Here is a 23,087-nt window from a genome sequence, read left to right as displayed (position 1 = left end):
GAAGACCTGCTCCGTGGAATCGTTCGTCGGTCACGTCGGTGGCACGCGCATACATCCTGCTGGCGCAGGTATCCGGATGGTCGATGCGCTGGCGGTCGGCCGGTCGAAGCAACCGTCACGACGTCACCGCACCCATGTGCGGGCGGGTTCCGCCGGTGTGTGGTATCCGCCGGTTACCTGACCTCAGTAACATCCCGGAGCTGACTGAGGTTCGTCGCGTGCTCGAGGTCCCCGCTGCTCGGCACGCCGCTATCCACCGCACTGACGCCCACATTCGTCAGCTGGATTCGATCGTCGAGCGACAGCGGACCACGACGATCGAAGACCCCGCAATCCCGGAGTACGACCTCGCGTTCCACACGACGATCGGGCAGGCATCCGGGAACCGTCTTCTCGCCGCGTTCATCGCCGCTGTGCACGACGCGACGCATCCTGCACAGTTCCTTGATGTCACGGAGGAGGTTGGCCGCAAGACCGTCAAGCAGCACATGGCGATCCTCGCCGCGATTAAGGACGAGGACGAAGAGGCTGCCGCGAAGGCCATGGCGACGCATCTTGATTACGTCCTGAGATACTCCACCACCCGGCCGACCGATTAGACCTCGCTCAGTGGCCTTGTCCCGGTCACGTGACAGGTTGCTGCGGCAGCGCGAAGAACGACCCCATTGGCGGCGGTGTTGCCGATGATGACCCGCAAGCTAGGTGTTGCTGGAGAAGGGTGTTTCGGCCGGGACGATCCATCGTGAATTGTTCTATGTGGACGATGCACCAACCCCGCTGGCGCGGCACGAGGAAGCGCCCGTCGAGGACTTGACCAGCGAGGTCACGGTCGTACTTGCGTGCCCGAGTTGACAGGCGTCGTGGTAGGCGACCCGACTGGAGACGGGGTGCGCGGGTCCCGTGGGAGTCTCTGTCAGGGTCCCCCCCCCGGGACCGGGGCTGACGCCGGTTTCAACTGGCCGCCAGGTCGCCGATGCCGTCCCCGTTCGAGTCCTGGAACGAACGCGGGCAGATCTGGTGGACCACAGCGCTCTTCCACCACCGTGATGTCGCGTTGGATGCCGGTCCGGTCATGGTCGTGTCGCTCCTCTATCTCCTTCAGCGCAGTCCCCGGTCGCTGGACCCATCACGGACGGGCGGACGGTCCGCCCTCATCGAACCCGACGATCGCCCGCCGCGTGGGAGTCCCGGTCGATGGAGGTAACACGAGGGTCTCCCTCGCGGGCAACTTCCTGGCCTACCGTGGAGCGCATGGACAATCGGGCCGAGGTACGCGAATTCCTCACCTCGCGCCGCGCTCGGGTGGCCCCGGACCAGGTCGGCCTCGCCGCGGGGACGAACCGTCGGGTCGACGGCCTGCGGCGCAGCGAGGTCGCGACGCTCGCCGGTGTGAGCATCGAGTACTACACGAAGCTGGAGCGCGGCGCGATCAGCGGCGCGTCCCCGGAGGTCCTCGACGCCATCGCCAAGGCGCTGCGGCTGGACGACGCCGAGCGCGCGCACCTGTTCAATCTGGCCCACGCGGCCAGCCCGGTCGCTCGTCCGCCCCGGAAGCGCAGTCCGAAGGGCTGGACGCCGCACCAGAGTCTGCAGTGGACGCTGGACGCGGTCACCGCTGGGCCAGCGTTCGTCCGCAATGGCCGCATGGACCTGCTCGCGGCGAACGCGCTGGGCCGGGTTTTCTACAAGGACGCCTATGACATGCCCGGCCAGCCGCCGAACATCGCCAGGTTCACCTTTCTCGACGAGCGCGCCTTCGAGTTCTACCCGGACTGGGACGCGTTCGCCGAGATCACCGTGTCGATCCTGCGCACCGAGGCTGGCCGCGACCCGCACAACAAGGAGCTGCACGACCTCATCGGCGAGCTCTCTACCCGCAGCGATGAGTTCCGTCGCCTGTGGGGGGCGCACAACGTTCGACACCACGGCACGGGCTTCAAGACCTTCCACCACTCCGTCGTCGGCGAGATGACGCTGGCCTACGAGGGGCTGGAGATGGAGGCCGAGCCCGGCCTGACGCTGACCATCTACGCCGCCGAGCCCGGATCGGCCTCCGTCGAGCGCATGCAGCTGCTCGCCTCCTGGGCCGCCAGCGAGGAACACGAGACGTCCGCGGATGCCGCGTACGATCCGCGCTCACAGCCCCGCGGCTGAGAGACGGCCCCAGCCGCCTGACCTGCACGCCTCGGAAGGATGCATCTCGTGAAGATCACCCTGCGCTTCGGCGACGACATGGTTGCCGGGGAGCTCTACGACAACCCCGCCGCCGACCGGATCGCTGCGATGCTTGCCCTTCGAGGCGGGCTTCGACGACTTCGGCGGGCAGGAGAAGCTCGCGCATCTGCCGCGCTCCTTGAACCTGGACGGCGTCCCGCGCGCGGACGCGCCGCAGCCGGGTGAGATCGGCTACTACGCCTCGGGCGCGTGCCTGGTCCTCTACGACGCCAGCCCGGGCAGGTGGCCGGGACTGGTCCGCGTGGGACGCTTCGACCACCGCCTCGAGGACCTGCGTGCGGTGCCCGACGGCACCCGGATCCGCAGCACTGCCGACGGGTGAGACGAGACGCTGGCGCGCGCTTGAGCTGAACCTGGGGAAGACACGCCCCGCTTCGCTGAGCGCGAGGTGGGCAACTTTCTCCTCATGACGCATCCACGATCCACGACGAGCGGATGGTCGGCGCGTCAGGCCTCAGCCCGCGACGCGGCTGTCCTCCGCGTGGTGTCGCTCCGCGCGGCGGTCCCTGACGACGAGCGCGCTCAGGGGCAGGAAGTACAGGGCCGCGATCGTCGCGCCGACGACGACCGGGCCGGTCGCGCCGAGCGCGGACTCGAGGGCGAACCCGGCGATCCAGGACCCGACGGCGGTGCCGACGTTGAACGCCGAGGTGCTCAGCGCGGAGGCGAGCGTCGGAGCCTCGTCGGCGTATCCGACGGCCTTGCCGATGAGGATCGGGTTCGTCGACATGCCAAACAGGCCCAGCAGGAATACGAAGACAACAGTGGCCGCCGGCGAGTGGGAGAACACGGCCAGGCCGACGAGCACGAGGAAGGTCGCGGCCGCGGAGGTGAAGAGCACGCCGTACGGGCGCGAGGAGCCGATCCGGCCGCCGAGGTTGGACCCGAAGAGCGCGCCGACGCCGTAGGCTAGGAGCACCAGCGGCACGGAATCAGCGGCCATTCCGGTGTTCTCGGTCAGCAGCGGGGAGATGAAGCTGTAGGCGGCCAGCGACGACCCACACACGATCGCCGCCCCCGCGAGCACGAGCCAGACCCTGACGTCGCGCAGTCCGGCGACCTCCGCTCTCAAGGACGGCAGCGGGGCGTCGCTGGGGTCGGCGGGCACGTGCTTGAGGATCGCGACCACGGCCAGCAGCGCGAGGACGGCGAGGGCCCAGAACGGTCCGCGCCATCCGATGGCGTGCCCGGCGAACGCGCCGAGCGGCACGCCGACGACGTTGGCGAGCATCCCGCCGCCGAGCACGATGCCCAGGGCCCGGGAGCTCAGCGCCGGCCCCGCCGCTTTCGCGGCGACCACGGCGGCGACGGCCCAGAACGCGCCGGTGGCTAAGGCGGTGACGAACCGCATGCCGAGGACGAGCGGGAAGCTCGAAGTCAGCGCGACGATCACATGGCCGACCGCGAACACGACCAGCGAGAGGGAGAGCGCGATCCTGCGCTGGAGCTTCAGGGTCGCGATCGCCATCAGGGGCGTACCGACGATCATCCCGATCGCGAACACGGTGATCATCAGCCCCGCATCGGCGACGCTCACTCCGATGTCGGCCGCGATCTCCGGCAGGATCCCCGCGACGATGAACTCGGTGGTGCCCATGAGGAACACCCCGGCGGCGAGGACGTAGGTCACGAACGGCAGACCAGTCGTCGCGGAGGCGGATCGAGCGGTTTCTGCGGACACGGTTTCCTCAGACATGACGAAGGACGGGGATCTTCCGGTTAGAAGGCGATGAAGGGCGGGGTCTCGGCAGCCGCGGCGAGGCCCAGGATTCATGGCACCACGTCCTGTCCAGACGAGGGAGTCCCGCCTGATGGAGGTACTCAGAGGGACTCCCGACTCCGCCGTGGGCTCCCTAACGTGGCAGTCGTAAACAGCGCCGCTGCGCAAATCTGAGCGGTCTCGATCTCCCGCCGATGCGACTTCGTCGCTGGCGCGGAAGCGATCGCTGAATCGGGTCTCCGCAGTCCAGAGGCCCGGGAATCCCCATCGGAAGGACCAGCATGACCACAGTCGCCATCGTCGGAGCCGGGGCCGGTCTCGGCCAAGCCGCCGCCCGCCGCTTTGGCCGCGAGGGGTTCTCCGTCGCGCTGATCTCCCGTACCCAGGCTAACGTCGACCGGCTCGCGGCCGAGTTGGCTGAGGAGGGCATCGCTGCCCGCGGGTGCGCCGCCGACGTGCAGGACCGGGTTGCGCTGGCCGCCGCGCTCGAGAAGGCAGCCGCCGAGCTCGGGGCGATCGAGGTGCTGCAGTACAGCCCGGTCCCGCGGAAGGACTTCCTGCGGGGCGTGCTGGAGACCACCGTCGACGAGCTCGCGGCCGCCGCGGAGTTCTCCATCCTCGGAGCGGCGACGGCCGTCACTACGGTGCTGCCCGGTCTGCGCGAGCTGGGCCGGGGCACGGTCCTACTGGTCAACGGGTCGAGCGCCGCCGCCCCGAACGGGAACGTCGCGGGCACGTCGACCGCATTCGCCGGGGAGTCGGCCTACGGGCGGATGCTCCACGACGCGCTCGCGCCGGAAGGCATCCACGTCGGGCAGCTGATCATCCCCGGCGCGATCGGCGGCGGCGATCCGCTCTACGCGCCCGACGCGCTGGCCGAGAGACTCTGGACGATCCACACGGAGCGCGGCCGATTCCGCACCACCGTCGGCGAAGAGGCTGCATGAGCAAGCTGTCCCTCGTCGGGCGCGGCCGCACGGCGGTGCTGTTCGTGCCCCTCATAGCCGTGGCGGTTCTGGCCGGCTGCACGACCACTTTGGACCGAGCTTCTTCGACGCAGCCCGGGGAGACGGCGGGCTCCAGCGTGAACGTCACGACCATCGCCTCCGGCCTGGAAGCGCCCTGGTCGATCGCCTTCGACGGCGAGACCGCGCTGCTGAGCGAGCGCGACTCCGGCCGGATCCTCGAGCTCGCCGACGACGGGACCCCGCGGGAGGTCGGCGCGATCGACGGGGCCACGCCGATGGGCGAAGGCGGCCTGCTCGGCATCGCCGTCCACAACGACCACCTGTACGCGTACTTCACCGCCGGCGACGAGAACCGCGTCCAGCGGTACGAGCTCACGGGCGAGCGCGGCTCGCTCGGCCTCGGCCCGGCGGAGACGATCCTGGAGGGGCTGCCGTCGGCGAGCTACCACAACGGCGGGCGGATCGCGTTCGGACCCGACGGCATGCTGTACGTCACCGTTGGGGACGCCGGGGACCGACAGGCGGCACAGGACCGCGGCTCACTGTCGGGCAAGATCCTGCGCCTGACTCCCGACGGCGGAGTGCCTGCCGACAACCCCTTCGACGGATCGCCGGTCTACAGCTACGGGCACCGCAACCCGCAGGGCATCGCCTGGGGCGAGGACAGGACGATGTACGCCAGCGAGTTCGGCCAGGACACCTGGGACGAGCTGAACGTCATCGAGCCCGGCGGCAATTACGGCTGGCCAGCGGTCGAGGGCATCGCCGAGGACGACCGGTACACCGACCCCGTCCAGCAGTGGGCCCCGGCCGACGCCAGTCCCAGCGGGATGGCCATCGCGGCCGGCAGCATCTGGATCGCGAACCTGCGCGGCGAGCGGCTCAACGAGGTCCCGCTGGACGACCCGACCGCGTCGACCGAGCACCTGGTTGGCGAGCAGGGACGCCTGCGCGACGTCGCCGTCGCCCCGGACAGCGCGCTGTGGGTGCTGACCAACAACACCGACGGCCGCGGCGACCCCGGCCCCGGCGACGACCGCGTTCTGTGGCTCGACCCCACGGCGTAGCCGAGAGGAGCAGCCGTGTCGCGCATCCTGATCACTGGGTCGACTGACGGCGTCGGCCGGGCCGCCGCCACGTCGCTGCTCGACGACGGCCATCACGTCGTCGTCCACGCCCGCACGCCTCAGCGGCTCGCCGCCGTGGGCGACTTGACCTCCCGTGGCGCGCTGAGCGTCGTCGGAGACCTCGCGCATCGCGACGAGGTGCACGGCATCGCGGAGCAGGCGAACCGGCTCGGCCCGTTCGACGCGGTCATCCACAACGCCGGGATCATCGACGGCTCCTCGCTCCTGCCGGTCAACGTCGTCGCGCCCTACGTGCTGACCGCACGCATCCCGGCGTCGCGGCTGATCTACCTCAGCAGCAGTATGCACCGCGGCGGGCGCGCCGACCTCTCGCACGCCGACTGGTCTGGCACGCGGAAGACGGCGTCCTACTCCGACAGCAAGCTCTTCGTCACGGCCCTCATGGCCGCTGTCGCGCGGCGCTGGCCGAGCGTGCTCGCGCACGCGGTCGACCCCGGCTGGGTGCCCACGAAGATGGGCGGACCCAGCGCCAGTGACGACCTCGCTCTCGGCCATGTCACCCAGGCCTGGCTCGCCACCGTCGACGATCCCGAGGTCCTCGTCTCCGGGCGCTACTGGCACCACCGGCGGACCGAGGAGCCCCACCCCGCGGTGCACGACGAGGGATTCCAGGACGAGCTGCTCGCCGCCGTCCACCGCCATAGCGGCATCGACCTGCTGCGCCGCTGACCCCCTGACCCTGGCCACCCAACAGAGGAGCACCTCCACCATGACCGTCACCTACGACTTCACAGGCAAGACCGCGTTCGTCACCGGCGGCAGCGCCGGCATGGGAGCGGCCACCGTCCGCGCCTTCGCCGAGGCCGGCGCGAACGTCGCCGTCGTCGACCGCGACGGCGACGCCGCCCAACGGCTCGCCGACGAGCTCACCGGCCAGGGGCTGAAGGCCCTGGCCGTGCCCTGCGACGTCACCGACGAGGCGCAGGTCGAGCGCGCCGTGGCCCGCACGGTCGAGGAGTTCGGCAGCCTCGACATGGCGTTCAACAACGCCGGCATCATGCTGCCCCCGGCGGACTCCGCCGACGAGACCGCCGAGGCCTTCGACAAGATCGTCGCTGTCAACCTCCGCGGCGTGTGGGCGTCGATGAAGCACGAGCTCGTCCAGATGCGCAAGCAGCAGTCCGGCGCGATCGTGAACTGCTCGTCGCTCGGCGGGCTGGTCGGAGGCGACGGGCGCGCCACCTATCACGCGACCAAGCACGGCGTGATCGGGCAGACCAAGAGCGTCGCCCTGCAGTACGGCCGGCACGGGGTGCGGGTGAACGCCGTGTGCCCCGGGACCATCAGCACCCCGATGGTCGAGCGGATGACCGCCGGTGGCGAACTCGACCCGGAGGCCGCTGCGGCTGGTGTGCCGCTGGGACGGCTCGGCCGTCCCGAGGAGATCGCCGCCGCGGTGCTGTGGCTGTGCAGCGACGCCGCCAGCTACGTCACCGGCGCTGCTCTCCCCGTCGACGCCGGCTACACCGCGCAGTGACGCGAAGGGTCTTCTCGATGCGACAGGCCAGGCACGCCGTCGGCGCGGGGATCGCCCTCGCGCTCGTCTTCGCCGCCTGCGGTGCGCCCGACGGGGAGGGGCCCGAGACCAGCAAATCCGCCGTCGGCGTCCGCGACGCCGACTCCGCCCCCGCACCGACGAGCGACCCGACCCCGACCGAGGGGGCCTCCATGGACACCGTCATCATCGGCACGGTCATACGCTTCACCGCCGCATCCGGCGGAATGATCGACGTGACCATCGACGAGGACAACCCCGCCGTCCGCGACCTGCTGACGATGCTGCCGCTGACGCTCTCCTTCGAGGACTTCGCCGGGAACGAGAAGATCGCCTACCCGCTGCGAGACATCCGGACCGCCGGCTCGCCGCCGTCGAGCGCCGGGACCGGCGACCTGGCCATCTACGTCCCCTGGGGCAACATCGCGTTCTTCTACTCGGGCGAGCGCGGCACGCCCTCGGCCGACATCGTCCACCTGGGCGTGTTCGATGCCTCCTCAGAGCAGCTCGAAGCCCTCGAGGAGGGCGATGTCACCGTCGCCATCGTCGACTGAAGCCCGATCCCGATCCGAGACGAAGGAGCCCGCCCCGATGAAGAAGACGACCCTCGCCCTGGTGGCGGGACTGGTCGGCGCTCTGCTGCTGGCCGGCTGCCTCGGCGATCCCGACGCAGGGGAGACCGCGACCGCGCCGCCGAGCCAGTCCACGTCGCCGAGCCGGAGCGCCGAGGCGGTCCCCGGCTCTTCGGTCGCCTCTTCGCCGTCATCGTCGGATGAGAGCGTCGAGGGCACGGTGGTGCGGTTCACCGCCGGGGACGCGTCCGTCGACGTGACCATCGGCGAGGACAGCCCCGCGGTCCGCGACTTCCTGTCCATGCTGCCGATGACCCTCGAGCTCGAGGAGTTCAACGGGCGGGAGAAGATCGCGGATCTCCCGCGCGAGCTCGAGTGGCAGGGCTCGCCCGGCTCCGACCCCGAGGACGGCGACCTCATCTACTACGTCCCCTGGGGCAACATCGGCTTCTACTACAACACCGACGGGATCGGGTACTCCGACCAGACCATCCACCTCGGCACCTACCACGCGACTGAGACCGAGATCGCGCGCTTCGAAGGCCAGGAGACGACGGTTGAGGTCGTCGGGTAGCGCACCGGGGATCGGATCCGTGCGCGGGGTCGATGGCATTGGCGCTGCCCGCAGGGCTGCGCTGCCCTGTCGGTGCCCCCATCAGCAGGGACTCCCGCTCATGCCGTCGCCGCGGTTCGATGGATCCGCGACGAGGCAATGGGACGTGGAGGTTGCCCGGAACGTCCATAACCGAAGAATCCCGTCTGCATCTCACCATCCCGTCAGATATGGGGCGCGTCAACGGCGGAGCGGTCCATCCAGATCCACGAAATCTAGAAAGGCCATTCATGACCTCTGAAGAATCGCGTGAATCGATGAGAGCAGAAGACGGTAAGCAGGGCGTGCAGCGGCGTCAGGTCCTGAGGATGACCGGCGCTGCAGTCGCCGCCGGAACGCTTGCCGCCGCCGGAGGCAACGCGGTCGCTCACGCCGAGAAGCCCCGAGGAGGGGCGGAGTGGGACAAGACCTTCCCCCGGAGCAAAAAGGTCGACCACGAGAAGGTGTCGTTCAGCAACCGGCTCGGGATCAAGCTGGTGGCCGACATGTACGTCCCCAAGCGGCTCCGCCACCGGCGCGCACCGGCGCTCATCGTCGGGCACCCGTTCGGCGGCGTCAAGGAGCAGACGTCGGGACTGTATGCGCAGACCATGGCCGAGCACGGCTTCGTGACCGTGGCGTTCGATGCCTCCTACAACGGCGAGAGCGGTGGCCGGACGCGGCACATCGCATCTCCCGAGGTGTTCGTCGAGGACTTCAGCGCCGCCGTGGACTTCCTGGGCACGCATCGGCTCGTGGCCCGGGATCGGATCGGCGTGATCGGGGTCTGCGGCAGTGGCGGGTTCGCCCTCAGCGCCGCCCAGATCGACCCGCGCCTCAAGGCCATCGCGACGGTCAGCATGTACGACATGGGGCGGGCCTACCGCGACGGTCTGGGGTATGCGCCGATCCCGAGCGAGGTGAACACCGTCGACGAGCGCCAGCCGGCCCTCGCCGAGGCCGCTGAGCAGCGCTGGGTCGAGTTCGAAGGCGGAGAAGTGCGATACGGCGGCGGGGACGCCGTGCCGCTGAAGCCATCGCAGCAGGCGGCTGCCGACGAGTTCGCCGAGTACTACGCGACGCCAAGAGGTGCTCATCCGCGCTCGACGGCGATGAGCCTGACCAGCCTCGGCGCGATCACGAACTTCATGCCGCTCGCCCAGATCGAGTTGACTGCTCCGCGTCCGCTTCTGTTCATTGCAGGGGATAACGCGCACTCCAGGTACTACAGCGAGGATGCCCACGCACAAGCGCCTGAGCCGACGGAGCTCCATATCGTCCGAGGGGCCGGGCATGTGGACCTCTACGATCGGGTGGACCTGATTCCTTGGGACAAGCTCACGGACTTCTTCGGCGAGCACCTCTGATCCCGCTGACAGCAGGCCGCGTCCCGATTAGATGGAGACGCATAACCGACCAAGTGACCGAGCTCGGCGCGCACCGATGGGTCGGCACTGGTCGGCAGCAGGAGGGCGGATCGCGTGTCCGGTGCACCGCGGTACTTCCCGTGCCGGTCGAGCATGCACATCGCCGAGTTCTTCCAGGAGCTTGACACTGACTGGTCCCGCGGCGGTTCGACCCCGTCACCGCTGGGTTGCGGACGTGTTTGACGCCATGCTGGATGAGCCGCACGATGGCCGACGGGTCCGTCCGAGATCTTCTGTCATCGAATGGCTCGTGGGTCTGATCAACGCGATGAATGAGTGAGACGCCGACGGGTAGGTGATGCGGGTACGGAGCTCAGGCTTTCCCGATGTCTACGATGGGCGATACCGTTGGCGTTGGCTGATGGCTTAAAGTATTGGTCTGACAACTTCACAGGTGGGTGGGCGCACCGGCAGAAGCTGTGCCCCAGGGGATATCGGGCCAGGACACGAATCTCATGCAGCTGCGGAGAAGTTCCGTGGTGCAGCGAATTCCTTGGTTTCGTGGGGGTTCAAGTCCCCCCTCGGACACCGGCACTAACCCTACGGATCGGTTGGATGGTCACATCCACGGCCCGTTCTTTCATGGTCGTAGAGCATCTCCAAGCCCAGACCCGCGTACAGCTCTTGCAGCTTGCGTGGGTCTGCACGTTGCAGGATGCGTTTGACGTCGCCGAGAGAGTCGATCCTTGCGTGGACCTCGGCGGCTGTCAGCTCGTTGGGCGCGGGAGCCCCGTCGAGTTCCGCACGCGCGGCGGCTCGTTGTTCCTGCGCCTGGTTGATGCCCTCAACGAGTGCGGCCGGGTCGACACCGGCCTCAATTGCCGCCCGGAGCTTGCGAAGGCGCGTTTCGGCGCCGTCGAGTCGTCGTTTCGCCGCCTCGTGAGTGACCGCTCCACCGCCGGATCGGTGCAGAGAGAGAAGCGAGGCGACTGTTGTCCGGTTATGCGCGGTGTTGGTGGAATGCGAGGACTCAGGTGGAATCGCCTCGACGTTCGCGTTCCTCGTCGAGCAGGCGAACCGACTCTGCTCGGGCCGCTCGAAGTGCAGCTGTCAGGGCCGCCGATGACGATCCCGTGGGATAGGCCAGCGCGAGCGGGAGGCTCAGGTCGCGCTCGAGTGGCAGGAAAACGATGTCTTCGCGGGTGTGGTCGACGAAGAGGAAGGGCAGCACCGACACTCCGCGCCCGGCGCCGATCAGCGCGAGCTGGGCCCACATGTCGTGGGCTTCGATGATGCGGCCCGGCGAACAGCCTTCGAGTGAGAAGTTCCGAATGAGCTCGTCGAAGTACGGCGTGTTGCGGACCCGGGGTGCCATGACGAAGTCTTCCCCATCCAGCTCGGAGAACTCGACGCGTAGCTTGTCAGCGAGGGGATGAGAGCGGGGGAGTACGCAATAGAGTGGCTCGTGGATCAACGGTTCACAGTGGAATCCGGCGGGTACGTCCTGTGCCCGCAGGAGTCCCACATCCAGCTGGCCGTCGACGAGCAGTCGGAGCTGGCTGTTGCTGCTCGCAGGGCGAAGGCTGAGCTGGACGTCGGGAACCTCGGCCTGGATCGCGCCCAAGATGCGCGGCACCAGAACCCGCATGGCGGGGTTCACCGCGCCGATCCGGAGCGAGATGGAGCGGCCGGCGATGACATCGCGGGTTCGCTCTTCCAGTCGGGCCAACTCGTCGAGCATTCGCTCGGCTCCGTCGACAAGTACCTTGCCGGCTGGGGTGAGCCGGCTACGGCGCGTTGTTCTCTCGACCAGGAGTCCGCCTACCGCCCGTTCCAGCCGCTTCACCGTCTGGCTCAGCGACGACTGTGACACGTTCAACCGGTCCGCTGCTCGGCTGAAGCTGAGCTCGTCTGCCAATACGACCAGGCACTGCAGGTCCCAGATGTGGAGCATTCGCCAATTTTGCCGCACCGATGCGACCGACGCTGGGCCACCAGGGTGGGGCGGGGACGGGATCAGATCGTTCTTGATCACCGGCTCTGCCTCCTGGGTCAGCAGCGTTCGATCGCCGCTCAGCACCGCGTAGATGGCAGCGCTGAGCGGCGATGTGTCAGGACGGCCACAGTGGCTGAGTCGCCGGAGCAGGTCGGTTGCGTGCCCACATACTCAAGGATGGATCAGTTGCAGCGCCGTCAGTGTCTCGCGGTAGACCGCGAAGTCGTCCATGATCTGCTGTTGAAACGTCGTGGCTGGTGCGTAGTCGGGCAGTACCCCGGTGTTCTTGAGGATGCGGTTGACGTCCGGGTCGTTGAGGGTCGCTTGAAAGGCGTCGTGGAGGACGGTTACCCGGTCGTCGGGGATGTCGGCGGAGGCGACGATCCCGAAGTAGGCGTCAATCGCCATGTCGTAGCCCAGTTCGGTCAGCGAGGGGACCCCGTGCAGGTAGTCGATGTCACGATCGGTGCCGAGATTGGCCAGGATCTTGACCTCTCCGGCCGCGAGGCCTGCCTTGACCTGTTGGGACGACACCGAAACCCCGTCGACGTGCCCGCCGAGTAGCGCCGCGTAAGCCTCACCGGTGGACTGGAAGGGGACGTAGGAGGTCCGCAGGTTTTCGGCCAGCACTAGTTGTTCCAGCGCGAGTTGGGACGGGGCACCGGTGGCGCCACTGGCGTAGGAGAACTCTCCTGGATTCTTCTTTGTCCACTCGAGCCACTCTTCGAAGGTGTCCCAGGGTGCGTCGGAACGGACGGCGAAGACGATCGGGTTGCTCGCGAGCCGGATGATCGCTCGGAACTCCTCAGGCTGGTAGGGCGCGTTGCCGTAGAGCGGTTGGACTGAGAGAGGGCCCGGCGGGACCATGGAGATGGTGTAGCCGTCGGGCCGGGCTTGCCATGCCTTGGTCGTGCCGACCACACCGGCGCCGCCGGGGATGTTTCGCACCACCACGGGTTGGTCCCCGGGCATGTGGTCGGAGATGACCCTGCTGAACGCCTGCGCGATCGAGTCGGTCACCCCGCCCGCCTCGTAGGCGATGATCATCTCGATCGGACGGTTCGGATAGTTCGCGTCCTCGGTGTCGCCGGGGACCGCACAACCGGTCAGCAGGACGCAGACGGCGATCAGTGACCAGAGCTTTCTCATCGGTTGTCTCCTTCGTCGTGCCACGGTCACCCGACCGGCGTGCTCACGTTGGCGTCGCTGCCTTTGCCGCGCACGAAGCGCATGTACAGGCGCACCGCCATCGCGATCACAGCGATCGCCACACAGGCGATGAGGATTCCGAGCGCGATCGGGCGCCCGAGGAAGATCAGCAGACCGTCGTTGGACATGGCCAGAGTCTGGACAAGCGTCCATTCGATGTTCCCGCCGAGAACGAAGCTCAGGGCGATGGGAGCGACCGGGAAGTCGAGCTGTCGCATCACATAACCGACCGCGGCGAATACGAGCGTGATCACGACATCGCTCATCGAGTAGTTGATGCTGTAGGCGCCGATCACCGCGATGGCGAGGATGGCCGGATACAGCAACGGGTACGGCAGCTGGATCAGCTTCGCCCACAGGTTGATGAGCTTGATGTTGAAGATCAGCAGGATCACGTTGCCGGCGAGCAGGCTGGCGATGACGGCCCAGACGAACTCCGGTTCGTCGGTGAACAGCGTCGGCCCGGGCGTCAGCCCGTGGATCATGAACGCGCCGAGCAGAATGGCCGTGGTGGGCGAACCTGGAATTCCCAGAGTGAGCAACGGGATCATCGAGGCGCCCGCGGCCGCGTTGTTGGCCGACTCGGGACCGGCGACTCCTTCGACTGCCCCGCGTCCAAACCGAGTCGGGTCCTTCGCGAGCCGCTTCTCCGTCGCATACGACACCAGCGACGCGACTGCGGCCGAGATCGCGGGAATGACGCCGAGCACGACCCCGATGATCGACCCGCGCAGGGTCGCGGTCGTGGTGCCACGAAGCTCGGCCCGGCGCGGACGCATTCCGGTGATCCGCTCGTTGACGGTGACGATCGCTTTCGTGTCGAGGTTCAGCAAGATCTGAGACAGCCCGAAGATGCCGACGGCGATCAGCACGAAGTTGATCCCGCCCAGGAGCTCGCTGAACCCGAAGTTGAAGCGCGCGACACCCATGGTCGGTTCCATCCCGACCATGGCCAGTGCCATGCCGAGGAAGGTGGAGATCAGGCCCTTGACGAGCGACTTCCCGATCAAGGCGCCGATCAGCAGCATTCCCGTCAGCATCGCCGCGAAGTACTCGGGTGGCCCGAAGTCAAGGGCCACACCGGCCAGGGCCGGTGCGATGAAGACCAGCGCCAGCAGCGCGAGAGTCGAGCCGACGAACGACCCGAGCGCGGCGACACCGAGCGCGACACCGGCTCGTCCTTGCTTCGCCAGTGGGTGACCGTCCATCGTGGTGATCACCGACGCGGAGTCGCCCGGGATGTTGAGCAGAACCGAGGTGATGGTGCCGCCGTACATCGATCCGTAGTAGATGCCGGCGAGCAAGATGATCGCCGCGGTCGGATCGAGGCCGTAGGTCACCGGGATGAGAAGAGCGGCGCCGGCAACCGGGCCGATTCCCGGAAGCACGCCGATGAGCATCCCGATCGTCACGCCCACGAGGACGAACAACAGGTTCATCGGGGCGAACGCGGTTTGCATGCCCTGTAAGAACAGGATCAGATTCTCCATCGAACCTTTCCTTCAACAAGCCCTCCCGGGCTGATTACCAACCCAGCGCGTTCACTGGTAGCTGAACGCCGAGCAGGGTGCGGAACAGGACGAACAGCGCGATCGAAATCCCGACGCTCAGTCCGGCACTGCGCAGCCAGCCAAAACCGTTGGCGAAACAGTAGATCAAGAACAGGAAAAGCGCGCACGCAATGGTGAATCCAGCAAAGGGTGCCAGTGCGACAAAGAGAACAACGGATCCGAAGACCTTCACCAGCTTGAGAAGCGACTGTCCGGACGGCAGGATTCTGGTTTCAGTGACGCGCTTTCGAATCTCCTGAACCAGGTTCACGATCGAGAGCGCGACGAGTATCCCGAGAATCCATACGGGGAAGAACCCGGGCCCTGGCCGGGAACTGCCACGGGCCTCGACCATGTACGGATACCCCAGTGCGACGACGAGCAGTGCGGCGAACATCACCACGATGCCGCCGCTGGCGACAACCGTGGAGCCCGGCTTCCTCACGGACCCACTCCTTTCCGAGTCAACGACGAGACTTACTTGGAGTACCGTTCCCGGAAGATGGAACGGATGCTTTCCAGCGGCGACCGTTGCTCGACCAGCGACTCGAGGCGACCCTCGACGTCGCACATCTCGGTGACCTTGTGCAGCACCGGGGCAGCCAGGTCGACCGGTATGGCGCAGATGCCGGCATCGTCGGCGATGATCAGATCGCCGGGATCGACCCGGATGTCGTGCACTGTGATGGGCCCGTTGATCTCGATTGCTTCCATCCGGAACTTCCCCGAGATGGGGGTGACCCCTCGCGACCAGATCGGGAACCCGGAATCCCGCAGTTGATTGACGTCGCGCACGTAGCCTTCGACGATCATTCCGGCGAATCCGTAGACGCGGGCCATACTGGTGGCCATGTAGCCGAGGCTCGACACGTCGGTGACGGCATGCTCCGACACCATGACGTCGCCGGGCTCGCCGAGCGGGAAGATGTCGCGCTGGCTGGTCTTGATGAAGTCGCGGTCGGCGAAGCCCTGCGTCGCGGTCATCCGCTCGGGGACGCTACGCAGCGTCAGAGCCTGACCGACGACGCGCTGCCCTTGGTGCAGCGGCGAGAGCTGGGAAGCCGAAACGCTGGCTCGGACGCCGAACGAGTCGAGGACGTCGGAGATCGACGACGTCAGGTCGGGAAGCTTCTTGAACGACTCGATGATCGATGCATCGACACGCGGAAAGGTGATTCGACGGATCCATTCCCGTGGGACGGCTCCCCAGACCCTGCCCTCGGATCGGTAAGCTTCGTACTCGATATCCCGCTGTTTTCGATTCGCGATTTCCTGTTCGTTGATACGTTCTGCGCGCTCGAACAGGTCCATCAGTCAAATCTCCTTTGATTGCCACGCAATGTGTCGAAGCTTCCATGAGCGGATTTGCGACAATGTCGTGCTTGATCGTCGGCCGTCATATCAGCCTGAACCGTATCAGGCGATCCTGGAGAGAAATATCGGAAGTTCATAATATGTTTATTTGCGGAGGCGATAGGTTCAGGGAGGAAACGCCCATCGCTCGCGAACCGGTCATCGCCACCGCGGCCAACCGGAGGTTGATGCGGGCCACCAGCTCGTCCGGCAGCCGGGTGCCCCCTGGCGCTGAGCAGGGGAGACGTGCCAGTCGCCGCGCACGCCTCTGCTGTGAAGGAGCGGGGTGCTGTGCCGACCGCACTGATGGCCTGTGCGACTCCGGCCGTGTCACAGCGCGTGTATCGATGGACACGTGCTGCAATCCGCCGCCAGGGTGAGCGCAAGATCGGTGCTCTGAACCGTGGACACAGATCGGCCCGGCCAGGCGGTGTTCGCCGAGCCGAGCCGGGTGGCGGGCAGCGCAGTCGTTGCGCCGCTCCGCTAGGCCTCGTCGCTGATGCTGTACCGGTGGAAGGCGACTAGTCGCCTTGCCGTGACCTCTCGGGCGTGTCGTCGCGCCAGGCCCTCCGCGCACTCGTGATCCTGGGCCGCGATGGCCTCGACCAGCGCGATGTGCTCGTCGGCCAGGTCAGGCCGGGACTGCCGGCGGTCGCCGCCTGGCCTCGATCGATAGAGGCGTTGAGTTGGCGCAGTTGCTTGGCCAGGTAGCTGTTTCTCGAGGACCTGACGATGGCCTGGTGGAGCTCGCGGCACAGATTCTCGATCTTGCCGGGATCCTGGTCGTCAGGTGCGACGCTGATCTCGTCGGCTAGTTCCGTCATCGTTCGCAGATCGAGATCCAAGCGGCGCTGAGCGGCCAGGCGGCCTGCCATCCCTGCCAGTGCTTCCCGGACTTCGCACATGTCCTCGAGTTCGGTGTGTGATACCGAGCGGACGACGTAGCCTCGGCCTGTTCGTTCGACGAGGCCGTCTGCCTCGAGTGTGCGGAGTGCCTCGCGGGCGGGTGTTCTGCTGGTCGAGTAGGTCTCTGCGATCACCACCTCGACCAGGCGTTCGCCGGGAGGGAGATCGCCGTTCAGGATCGCGCCTCGGAGGTGGGCATGTAGTTCAGAGGAGCGCAATCGCTTCCCTGTAGGCGGAGGGTGCGGCTGTGGCATGTCAAGAACCGTCCATCGGTGCTGTCGTGACGGCATGGGGCCGGGGTTCGCACCCCGGCCCCGGACTCAGTCGGTGACGGTTGTCCGCCACGGCGTGAGCCGTTTCTCGGCTGCCTTGATCGCGCTCATGATGAGCACCGAGATGATCACCATGATCATCACACCGGCGAGATAGCGCCCGGTGTTGAAGGCTTCGGCATCGGCACGGATCCGATAGCCGATTCCTCGCGTTGCGGCGATGTACTCGCCGACGACGACGGCGATCATGCCCTTGCCGATAGCGAGGCGGACCGCGGTGATGAAGAACGGGATGACCGCGGGAAACGTCACGTCCTTGTACACGGTGAGCCCTTTGGCCCCGAACGATCGTGCCGCCCTGATGAGAGCCGGATCCGTGGTGCGAACGCCCTCGATCATGTTGATGATGACCGGAAAGATCGCCAGGATGGCGACGTTGGCCACTTTCGATCCCATCCCAAGGCCGAACCACACGACGAGCAGCGGGGTCAGTACCAGGATGGGCGTCGAGTACAGGGCGTTGATGATGGGGTCGAACGCTTGGTACAGCGTCTTGTTGGACCCCAGCGCGAGTCCGATCGGGACACCCAGGCCGAGGGCGATGAACATTCCGACCGCGAACTCCGAGCCGCTCACCGCGAGGTCGGACCAGAGCGGCCCCTGAGTCAGCGACAGGAAGCCATCCCAGATCTCCAATGGCGAGGCGAAGAAGAGCGGATTCCAGGCGCCGGCGTGGCCGAGACTCTCCCAGATCAGCAGGATGACGACGACGGTCAGTACCGGCAGCCACAGGCTTCGATGACGACTCCACCAGCCAGGTGTCCGTACAGTGCGGCCGTCGGTGGCGCTTCGCGGATGGTCCTGTGTGGTTGTCATAACTCGGCCCCTTCGCCAGCTCTCGTCACGTTCACTTCGTCCCGCAGGTGCGACCAGAGGTTGGTTCGGTACTCGTCGTAGCGGATCGAGTACTCGGTCGACTCCGACGACGGCAGCTCCACCAGCACGTCGTCGCGAATGGTGCTCGGGCCGGCGCTCATGAGCAGAATGCGCGAAGAGAGTTGTAGCGCTTCGTCCAGGTTGGGCGTCACGAAAACGACCGTTCGGCGTTCGCGTTCGACGAGCGAGCGAACCTCCTCTCTGAGGATCTCGGCGCTCTGGGCGTCGAGAGCGCCGAACGGCTCGTCCATGAGGAGAAGCCGTGGTTGCACTGCGAAAGCCCTGGCGAGCCCCACTCGCTGTTGCATGCCGCCGGACAGGTGGCGCGGGTACAACTTCGCCGAGGAGGCGAAGCCCGACCATGGCCAGATACTCCATCGCCAGGTCGGTGCGTTCCTTCCGGCTGAGGTCGGTGCGTTTGTAGCGAAGCCCGAGCAGGACGTTGTCTAGCACCGTCTTCCACGGCATCAGCGCGAAGCTCTGGAACACGGTGGCCCGCGAGCCCTCACCGAGCCGAGGAACCTCTCCCTCGACCAGAATCGAGCCGGAGTCCGGCGACAGGGTGCCGTCCATCATGGCGAGCAAGGTGCTTTTGCCGCAGCCCGAGGGACCTATCAGCGATACGAAATCACCTTCCTCTGCTTCGAAGCTGACGCCGTCGATCACCGTCTTCTCGCCGTAGCCGAACTTGACATCATTGATCTTGAGTACCGGTGTGACATCTGAACTGGTCGGCCAGCACGGTTCGCACGCTCTGCAATCGCTGAATCACCCGAACGTCATATTTACTGTCTGTCTGACAGTAAATATGATCAGAGACATGTCGGATGACGACTGGACCCCTCCGCCGGTACTACTGGCCGTTGACCTCGTGATCTTCACCTTGCGCGTCTCGGCACTCCATGTACTGCTCATCGAACGGGGCATCGAGCCGTTCCAAGGTTTATGGGCGTTGCCAGGTGGCTTTTTGAACAACGACAAAGAAGACGTACTCTCTGCTGCTCATCGCGAGCTGAAGGAAGAGGCGAATCTCGATGCCTCACGCCTGCATCTGGAGCAACTGGGCGCCTACGGGGCACCGGACCGGGATCCACGAGGACGCGTGATCTCGGTCGCGTACCTGGCCATAGCCCCCGGTCTTCCGGAACCTCTGGCAGGTACCGACGCCGCTCGCGCGACCTGGACGCCGGTGCCAGACATCCTGGACGGGCAGATCCAGCTCGCGTTCGATCACCACGAAATCTTCAGCGATGGGCTGGAGCGAGCGCGTTTGAAACTTGAACGCTCCGCGCTCGCCACGGCGTTCTGCCGGGAAACCTTCACCATCAATGAACTGCAGCAGGTCTACGAGGCGGTGTGGGGGCTCCGGCTCGATCTGCGGAACTTCTACCGGAAGGTCCAGGCCGCCACGGGTTTCATCGTGCCCGCCGGTACCGAACGCCGCGCCGGTAAAGGCCGTCCGGCCCGGCTGTTCAAGGCCGGTGACCGCACGACGATTCACCCGCCGCTGGTACGACCTGCCGCTGCGACGACACGTGAGGAGAACGCATGACGGACGATCTGGTGGTGATGTTGACCGCCTTGAACACCGAGTACGAAGCGGTCCGCCGCCGGCTCAGCAATCTGGGACCGGTCCGGCACGAGCGCGGGACTCGCTTCGAGATCGGTACTGTGCGCGGTACTTCGTGCCGCGTCGCTCTGGGCCTCACCGGCAAGGGGAACCACTCGGCCGCGGTACTGGCCGAACGTGCTATCTCGCATTTCTCCCCAGTCGCACTGATGTTCGTGGGCGTCGCCGGAGCGTTATGGGACACCCCACTCGGCGACGTGGTCTTCGCGACGCATGTCTACGCCTACCACGGCGGCACCAGCGAGGACGACGGTCTCAAAGCGCGTCCAAGGACATGGGAAACCGCCCACGAGGTGAACCAGATCGCGCAGCATGTCGCACGCATCGACGACTGGAAGCGGGACGTCCCACCGGGGACAAGCATCCACTTCGGTCTTGTCGCCGCCGGTGAGATCGTGCAGAACTCGACCATTTCCGCCGAGGCACGATGGATTCGCGGCCATTTCAACGACGCATTGGCGATCGAGATGGAGGCCGCAGGCGTCGCGCAAGCCGGACATCTCAACGGCGCCGACGTCGCGATCGTGCGCGGCATCAGCGACAAGGCCGACGGAACGAAGAACTCCGCCGCGGACCGGAACTGGCAACCGCAGGCCGCCGCGAATGCCGCGGCGTTCGCGACACACCTTGCCACCGAGCTGCTCAAGGAAAGGGAACAAGTCGTCGTGCCTAAGGCGAGTACCTCAGGCGGTCCGAACACCGTCCACATCCACGGGACCGGGACGATCGGGATGCAGGCTGGGACCATCTCCGGCAGCACCGTTGTGCAGAACATCTCGTCGCGTTCCAGGGACACTCCGGACTTCGCCACCGAGTTGTCGAGCCTGCGTCGCGATCTGGAACGGGAACATTCACGCGGGCAGCTCGACAACGACACCTACGAAGCCGCCCATGAACAACTCGACATCGCGGACAAGGCACTCGCGTCCGATACCCCGGGGGGACGAAAGACGTTCGTACTGGCACTCAAGCGGCTCGGCGGGCTTATCACGGAACTTGTCGGTCCCGCAGCGAAGCTCGCCGCGCTCGTGGTGGCGGCGAACGGACTCTTGTGATTCCACCGAATCAGTCCACATACACGGCTGAAGCTGGCTCGACAGTCGGTATGCAAGCCGGGGAAATCCATAACTCGACGGTCTATCAAGTTCTGCCTGACTCTCCGCCTGAGGAAAAGTACAAGGTCGGTATCGCGTACCTGCGGGACGGCGTTCCAGCCCGCGCTCTCAAATTCATCGACGAAGCACGAGCCCATGGGTACGACACCGCCGAAGTCAGGTTCCACTGGGTGCTCGCAATGCTCAGTAGGCGCTCTTATCGTGATCTCACCCCGGACGAACGGAAGCGCCTGGCAACCGAAGTAGCCCGGCGCGACGACCACCAAAGCGACGAGTGGGCGCGCTCGCTCTCGGCGGTGCACGACCTGCTCGACTACCTCAGTGGCACCGATAAGGATCCCGAGCACGCGCTCGCGCAGCTGGCCGGCTTGCCGGCAGCGCAACGCGGGCAGGTGATCCACCACCTCGACCTAGTACTCACCGGCGGCCTGAAAGACCGGTTCTGGGCGGATATTCGCCAGCACGCGAACGAAACACGCACAAGCCACGATCGGCACAAGCGCGTCTGGGCCTACTTCGAGCCATCTCCTGTCGGCCCTCGAACCCGACGGCCGATACCCAATGCGACCACCACACACGATCGCGTCCGGGCCGGATTTGCCACGGTGACGGCCGCCCTTGGCGCCGGATACCTCGCCAAAGTGGCCATCCTGACAGCGCGACCGCTGCCGATGGTGGCGTATCTGATCGCCATCGTCGCAGCTGGCTACGCGATACGGAGCGGAGTCTGGTGGCGCATCCTCGACAAGCGCTTCACCGACCACGAATTACGATACTGGGGGCCGGGCAGGAAAACGGAAACCACTGGCAAAGGCTTCGCCGCTAGTGTGACCCGGCAATTCGAGTACTACTTCAACCGGTATCCACCCACGGGCATGGACCCCGCCCAGTGGATGAGGACGGCTGCTGGTATCCGATCGTGGTTACGCAACGAGATCGTCGATCTCTACCGCGAAAGCCGGATCTCCTCCGGGCGGGTCAAGTGGCTTGTCCGCTTCCTCGCGCGAGACGTGCGCGACAAGTGGTACAAGGGTGAACTGTTCGAGCACCGCGAGCGGTACCAAGTCGCCGTATCCACGAAGATCGTCTGCACACTGTCCACAATGGCCTTTTTCGGACTCGCCCTCTGCGTAGTGTCGGCGGCGTTCGAAATCGAACCCGTGGCGACCATGGCCGCGACTCTCGTCGTACTTCTCGGAGCCTGGTACGCGATCCGCAGCTGGTCGGACATCATCGGCGAACGTTTGCGGGTAGCGGAGGACTGGCTCGAACACGAGCGGACACAGAAGGCACGCCAGGACGAATACCGACGCTGGACGGACAAACTGGACGTGATCCGACCATCGGAGACCGAAATGGAGACCTGGCTGATTGCCGACAAGACGCTCGTCGTAGAGCAGGCACTGCGCCATTACCGCCTGGCTTGGCGTGACGTACTCACTCATGCTCTCCTGCAGACACCGGGCAAAGGCAGCAAGCACGCGCGAGTCCACGGTGGCCCACGACGTTACGCGAAGTACGACATCCGACTCTTCCTCATCACCCTTGATGGCGTACGAGAGCTGGGCACCTCGATCGACTTCGAGCACATGGCCCTCACCGATATCGAACGCAACAACTTCCGCTTCGACGCCGTCTCCTCGGTCTACGTCGCGACACCAACCGACCTCAGTTGCGAACTCGAACTGACCCTCATGAACGGTGAACCCCGGTGCATCCACGTCATCGACGCCACCGGCGACCAGATCGCTCCAGACGAGAGTCGGGATGTGGTCGCAAAAATGAACCTCGAAGTCACTGGATTCATGCACACACTGCACATCCTGGAAGGCATCGCCGCGGAAGGAAAGCGGTGGATCGAGCGCGACCCGTACCTCACCAAGCCGGTCAGGGGTCTCGCCGAAGAACTTGATCGTCCAGAACCTGACGAGCACTGATGCCGCTAGAGCCACAGGCGGACCGAACGGGTCCTGCAGAGCGGGAAGCGAATCATCGGCGCCTTGTCGGGTGCGGACAAAGCAGA

23 protein-coding genes and 1 pseudogene are annotated in these 23,087 nt (G+C 66.1%); 13 read left to right on the top strand and 11 right to left on the bottom strand.

The genetic code is table 11. The annotated features are described in order from the left end of the window. Positions 1-83: 83 nt before the first annotated feature. Positions 84-599, top strand: coding sequence for an FCD domain-containing protein (locus ABZ863_RS13410; RefSeq protein ID WP_358535062.1), 516 nt, complete (start codon positions 84-86; stop codon positions 597-599). Positions 600-951: 352 nt separating this feature from the next. On the opposite strand, the gene ABZ863_RS13405 is transcribed toward ABZ863_RS13410, so the two are convergent. Next, positions 952-1,074 carry a hypothetical protein gene (locus ABZ863_RS13405; RefSeq protein WP_358534853.1) on the bottom strand — a complete coding sequence of 41 codons (123 nt, stop codon included), beginning with the start codon at positions 1,072-1,074 and terminating at the stop codon, positions 952-954. A 177-nt stretch (positions 1,075-1,251) separates the two neighbouring features. On the opposite strand from ABZ863_RS13405, the gene ABZ863_RS13400 reads away from it, so the two are divergent. Continuing rightward, entirely contained in the window at positions 1,252-2,154 is a 903-nt protein-coding gene (locus ABZ863_RS13400) for a helix-turn-helix transcriptional regulator (RefSeq protein ID WP_358534852.1), read from the top strand. A gap of 133 nt (positions 2,155-2,287) precedes the next feature. Continuing rightward, positions 2,288-2,557, top strand: a complete 270-nt coding sequence (locus ABZ863_RS13395; RefSeq protein WP_358534851.1) for a cyclophilin-like fold protein — start codon at positions 2,288-2,290, stop codon at positions 2,555-2,557. A gap of 132 nt (positions 2,558-2,689) precedes the next feature. On the opposite strand, the gene ABZ863_RS13390 is transcribed toward ABZ863_RS13395, so the two are convergent. Beyond that, entirely contained in the window at positions 2,690-3,916 is a 1,227-nt protein-coding gene (locus ABZ863_RS13390; RefSeq protein ID WP_358534850.1) for an MFS transporter, read from the bottom strand. Between the two features lie 320 nt (positions 3,917-4,236). Here ABZ863_RS13390 and ABZ863_RS13385 point away from each other — a divergent pair, with 320 nt between their 5' ends. The 7 genes from ABZ863_RS13385 to ABZ863_RS13355 all read left to right on the top strand — a co-directional run bounded on the left by ABZ863_RS13385 (position 4,237) and on the right by ABZ863_RS13355 (position 10,097). Further along, on the top strand, positions 4,237-4,902 hold the full coding sequence (locus ABZ863_RS13385; RefSeq protein WP_358534848.1) for an SDR family NAD(P)-dependent oxidoreductase: 666 nt from the start codon (positions 4,237-4,239) through the stop codon (positions 4,900-4,902). Beyond that, positions 4,899-5,990 (top strand): PQQ-dependent sugar dehydrogenase, encoded by a 1,092-nt coding sequence (locus ABZ863_RS13380; protein ID WP_358534846.1) that lies wholly within the window; start codon positions 4,899-4,901, stop codon positions 5,988-5,990. Before ABZ863_RS13385 ends, ABZ863_RS13380 begins: the two co-directional genes overlap by 4 nt. A gap of 15 nt (positions 5,991-6,005) precedes the next feature. Next, positions 6,006-6,740 (top strand): SDR family NAD(P)-dependent oxidoreductase, encoded by a 735-nt coding sequence (locus ABZ863_RS13375; protein WP_358534844.1) that lies wholly within the window; start codon positions 6,006-6,008, stop codon positions 6,738-6,740. A 40-nt stretch (positions 6,741-6,780) separates the two neighbouring features. Further along, entirely contained in the window at positions 6,781-7,548 is a 768-nt protein-coding gene (locus tag ABZ863_RS13370) for a glucose 1-dehydrogenase (RefSeq protein WP_358534842.1), read from the top strand. 17 nt (positions 7,549-7,565) lie between these two features. Continuing rightward, complete coding sequence (locus ABZ863_RS13365; RefSeq protein WP_358534840.1) at positions 7,566-8,120, top strand: cyclophilin-like fold protein; 555 nt, start codon at positions 7,566-7,568, stop codon at positions 8,118-8,120. Positions 8,121-8,157: 37 nt separating this feature from the next. Next, entirely contained in the window at positions 8,158-8,712 is a 555-nt protein-coding gene (locus ABZ863_RS13360) for a cyclophilin-like fold protein (RefSeq protein WP_358534839.1), read from the top strand. A gap of 347 nt (positions 8,713-9,059) precedes the next feature. Then, on the top strand, positions 9,060-10,097 hold the full coding sequence (locus ABZ863_RS13355; protein ID WP_358534837.1) for an alpha/beta hydrolase: 1,038 nt from the start codon (positions 9,060-9,062) through the stop codon (positions 10,095-10,097). A gap of 1,030 nt (positions 10,098-11,127) precedes the next feature. Here ABZ863_RS13355 and ABZ863_RS13350 read toward each other — a convergent pair. The 9 genes and pseudogenes from ABZ863_RS13350 to ABZ863_RS13310 form a co-directional block, all read right to left on the bottom strand. Beyond that, on the bottom strand, positions 11,128-12,051 hold the full coding sequence (locus ABZ863_RS13350; protein WP_358534835.1) for a LysR family transcriptional regulator: 924 nt from the start codon (positions 12,049-12,051) through the stop codon (positions 11,128-11,130). Positions 12,052-12,264: 213 nt separating this feature from the next. Continuing rightward, entirely contained in the window at positions 12,265-13,242 is a 978-nt protein-coding gene (locus tag ABZ863_RS13345) for a tripartite tricarboxylate transporter substrate binding protein (RefSeq protein WP_358534833.1), read from the bottom strand. A gap of 26 nt (positions 13,243-13,268) precedes the next feature. Then, positions 13,269-14,792 carry a tripartite tricarboxylate transporter permease gene (locus ABZ863_RS13340; RefSeq protein WP_358534831.1) on the bottom strand — a complete coding sequence of 508 codons (1,524 nt, stop codon included), beginning with the start codon at positions 14,790-14,792 and terminating at the stop codon, positions 13,269-13,271. Positions 14,793-14,826: 34 nt separating this feature from the next. Next, positions 14,827-15,297, bottom strand: coding sequence for a tripartite tricarboxylate transporter TctB family protein (locus tag ABZ863_RS13335; protein ID WP_358534829.1), 471 nt, complete (start codon positions 15,295-15,297; stop codon positions 14,827-14,829). Between the two features lie 32 nt (positions 15,298-15,329). Then, positions 15,330-16,163: an RraA family protein gene (locus ABZ863_RS13330; protein ID WP_358534827.1), complete on the bottom strand. Its 834-nt coding sequence runs from the start codon at positions 16,161-16,163 to the stop codon at positions 15,330-15,332. A 563-nt stretch (positions 16,164-16,726) separates the two neighbouring features. Next, positions 16,727-17,365 carry a GntR family transcriptional regulator gene (locus ABZ863_RS13325; RefSeq protein ID WP_358534825.1) on the bottom strand — a complete coding sequence of 213 codons (639 nt, stop codon included), beginning with the start codon at positions 17,363-17,365 and terminating at the stop codon, positions 16,727-16,729. Between the two features lie 66 nt (positions 17,366-17,431). After that, entirely contained in the window at positions 17,432-18,259 is an 828-nt protein-coding gene (locus ABZ863_RS13320; protein ID WP_358535060.1) for an ABC transporter permease, read from the bottom strand. Continuing rightward, positions 18,256-18,654, bottom strand: a complete 399-nt coding sequence (locus ABZ863_RS13315) for an ATP-binding cassette domain-containing protein (protein WP_358535058.1) — start codon at positions 18,652-18,654, stop codon at positions 18,256-18,258. Before ABZ863_RS13315 ends, ABZ863_RS13320 begins: the two co-directional genes overlap by 4 nt. Before the next feature lie 31 nt (positions 18,655-18,685). After that, positions 18,686-18,985, bottom strand: a pseudogene (locus tag ABZ863_RS13310) (ATP-binding cassette domain-containing protein); the annotation flags it as partial. Between the two features lie 154 nt (positions 18,986-19,139). On the opposite strand from ABZ863_RS13310, the gene ABZ863_RS13305 reads away from it, so the two are divergent. Genes ABZ863_RS13305 through ABZ863_RS13295 form a run of 3 tightly spaced genes read left to right on the top strand, consistent with a single transcriptional unit; the run spans position 19,140 to position 23,001 of the window. Continuing rightward, on the top strand, positions 19,140-19,871 hold the full coding sequence (locus ABZ863_RS13305; protein ID WP_358534823.1) for an NUDIX domain-containing protein: 732 nt from the start codon (positions 19,140-19,142) through the stop codon (positions 19,869-19,871). Beyond that, positions 19,868-21,004 carry a 5'-methylthioadenosine/S-adenosylhomocysteine nucleosidase gene (locus ABZ863_RS13300; RefSeq protein WP_358534821.1) on the top strand — a complete coding sequence of 379 codons (1,137 nt, stop codon included), beginning with the start codon at positions 19,868-19,870 and terminating at the stop codon, positions 21,002-21,004. Before ABZ863_RS13305 ends, ABZ863_RS13300 begins: the two co-directional genes overlap by 4 nt. Before the next feature lie 50 nt (positions 21,005-21,054). Then, positions 21,055-23,001 carry a hypothetical protein gene (locus ABZ863_RS13295; RefSeq protein WP_358534819.1) on the top strand — a complete coding sequence of 649 codons (1,947 nt, stop codon included), beginning with the start codon at positions 21,055-21,057 and terminating at the stop codon, positions 22,999-23,001. Positions 23,002-23,087: the final 86 nt, after the last annotated feature.

This window comes from Saccharomonospora sp. NPDC046836 (assembly GCF_040645195.1).
In the GTDB taxonomy this organism is placed as follows: Bacteria; Actinomycetota; Actinomycetes; order Mycobacteriales; family Pseudonocardiaceae; genus Prauserella_A.
This window is presented reverse-complemented; position numbering and strand designations above follow the sequence as displayed.

Excerpts from the sequence above, each read along its gene's own strand:
- ABZ863_RS13330 (WP_358534827.1), bottom strand. The coding sequence starts at position 16,163 with ATGGACCTGTTCGAGCGCGCAGAACGTATCAACGAACAGGAAATCGCG.
- ABZ863_RS13295 (WP_358534819.1), top strand. The coding sequence starts at position 21,055 with ATGCAAGCCGGGGAAATCCATAACTCGACGGTCTATCAAGTTCTGCCT.
- ABZ863_RS13360 (WP_358534839.1), top strand. The coding sequence starts at position 8,158 with ATGAAGAAGACGACCCTCGCCCTGGTGGCGGGACTGGTCGGCGCTCTG.
- ABZ863_RS13410 (WP_358535062.1), top strand. The coding sequence starts at position 84 with ATGCGCTGGCGGTCGGCCGGTCGAAGCAACCGTCACGACGTCACCGCA.
- ABZ863_RS13300 (WP_358534821.1), top strand. The coding sequence starts at position 19,868 with ATGACGGACGATCTGGTGGTGATGTTGACCGCCTTGAACACCGAGTAC.
- ABZ863_RS13400 (WP_358534852.1), top strand. The coding sequence starts at position 1,252 with ATGGACAATCGGGCCGAGGTACGCGAATTCCTCACCTCGCGCCGCGCT.
- ABZ863_RS13305 (WP_358534823.1), top strand. The coding sequence starts at position 19,140 with ATGTCGGATGACGACTGGACCCCTCCGCCGGTACTACTGGCCGTTGAC.
- ABZ863_RS13365 (WP_358534840.1), top strand. The coding sequence starts at position 7,566 with ATGCGACAGGCCAGGCACGCCGTCGGCGCGGGGATCGCCCTCGCGCTC.
- ABZ863_RS13385 (WP_358534848.1), top strand. The coding sequence starts at position 4,237 with ATGACCACAGTCGCCATCGTCGGAGCCGGGGCCGGTCTCGGCCAAGCC.
- ABZ863_RS13325 (WP_358534825.1), bottom strand. The coding sequence starts at position 17,365 with ATGCCACAGCCGCACCCTCCGCCTACAGGGAAGCGATTGCGCTCCTCT.
- ABZ863_RS13345 (WP_358534833.1), bottom strand. The coding sequence starts at position 13,242 with ATGAGAAAGCTCTGGTCACTGATCGCCGTCTGCGTCCTGCTGACCGGT.
- ABZ863_RS13370 (WP_358534842.1), top strand. The coding sequence starts at position 6,781 with ATGACCGTCACCTACGACTTCACAGGCAAGACCGCGTTCGTCACCGGC.
- ABZ863_RS13405 (WP_358534853.1), bottom strand. The coding sequence starts at position 1,074 with ATGACCGGACCGGCATCCAACGCGACATCACGGTGGTGGAAGAGCGCT.
- ABZ863_RS13340 (WP_358534831.1), bottom strand. The coding sequence starts at position 14,792 with ATGGAGAATCTGATCCTGTTCTTACAGGGCATGCAAACCGCGTTCGCC.
- ABZ863_RS13320 (WP_358535060.1), bottom strand. The coding sequence starts at position 18,259 with ATGACAACCACACAGGACCATCCGCGAAGCGCCACCGACGGCCGCACT.
- ABZ863_RS13380 (WP_358534846.1), top strand. The coding sequence starts at position 4,899 with ATGAGCAAGCTGTCCCTCGTCGGGCGCGGCCGCACGGCGGTGCTGTTC.
- ABZ863_RS13355 (WP_358534837.1), top strand. The coding sequence starts at position 9,060 with ATGACCGGCGCTGCAGTCGCCGCCGGAACGCTTGCCGCCGCCGGAGGC.
- ABZ863_RS13350 (WP_358534835.1), bottom strand. The coding sequence starts at position 12,051 with ATGCTCCACATCTGGGACCTGCAGTGCCTGGTCGTATTGGCAGACGAG.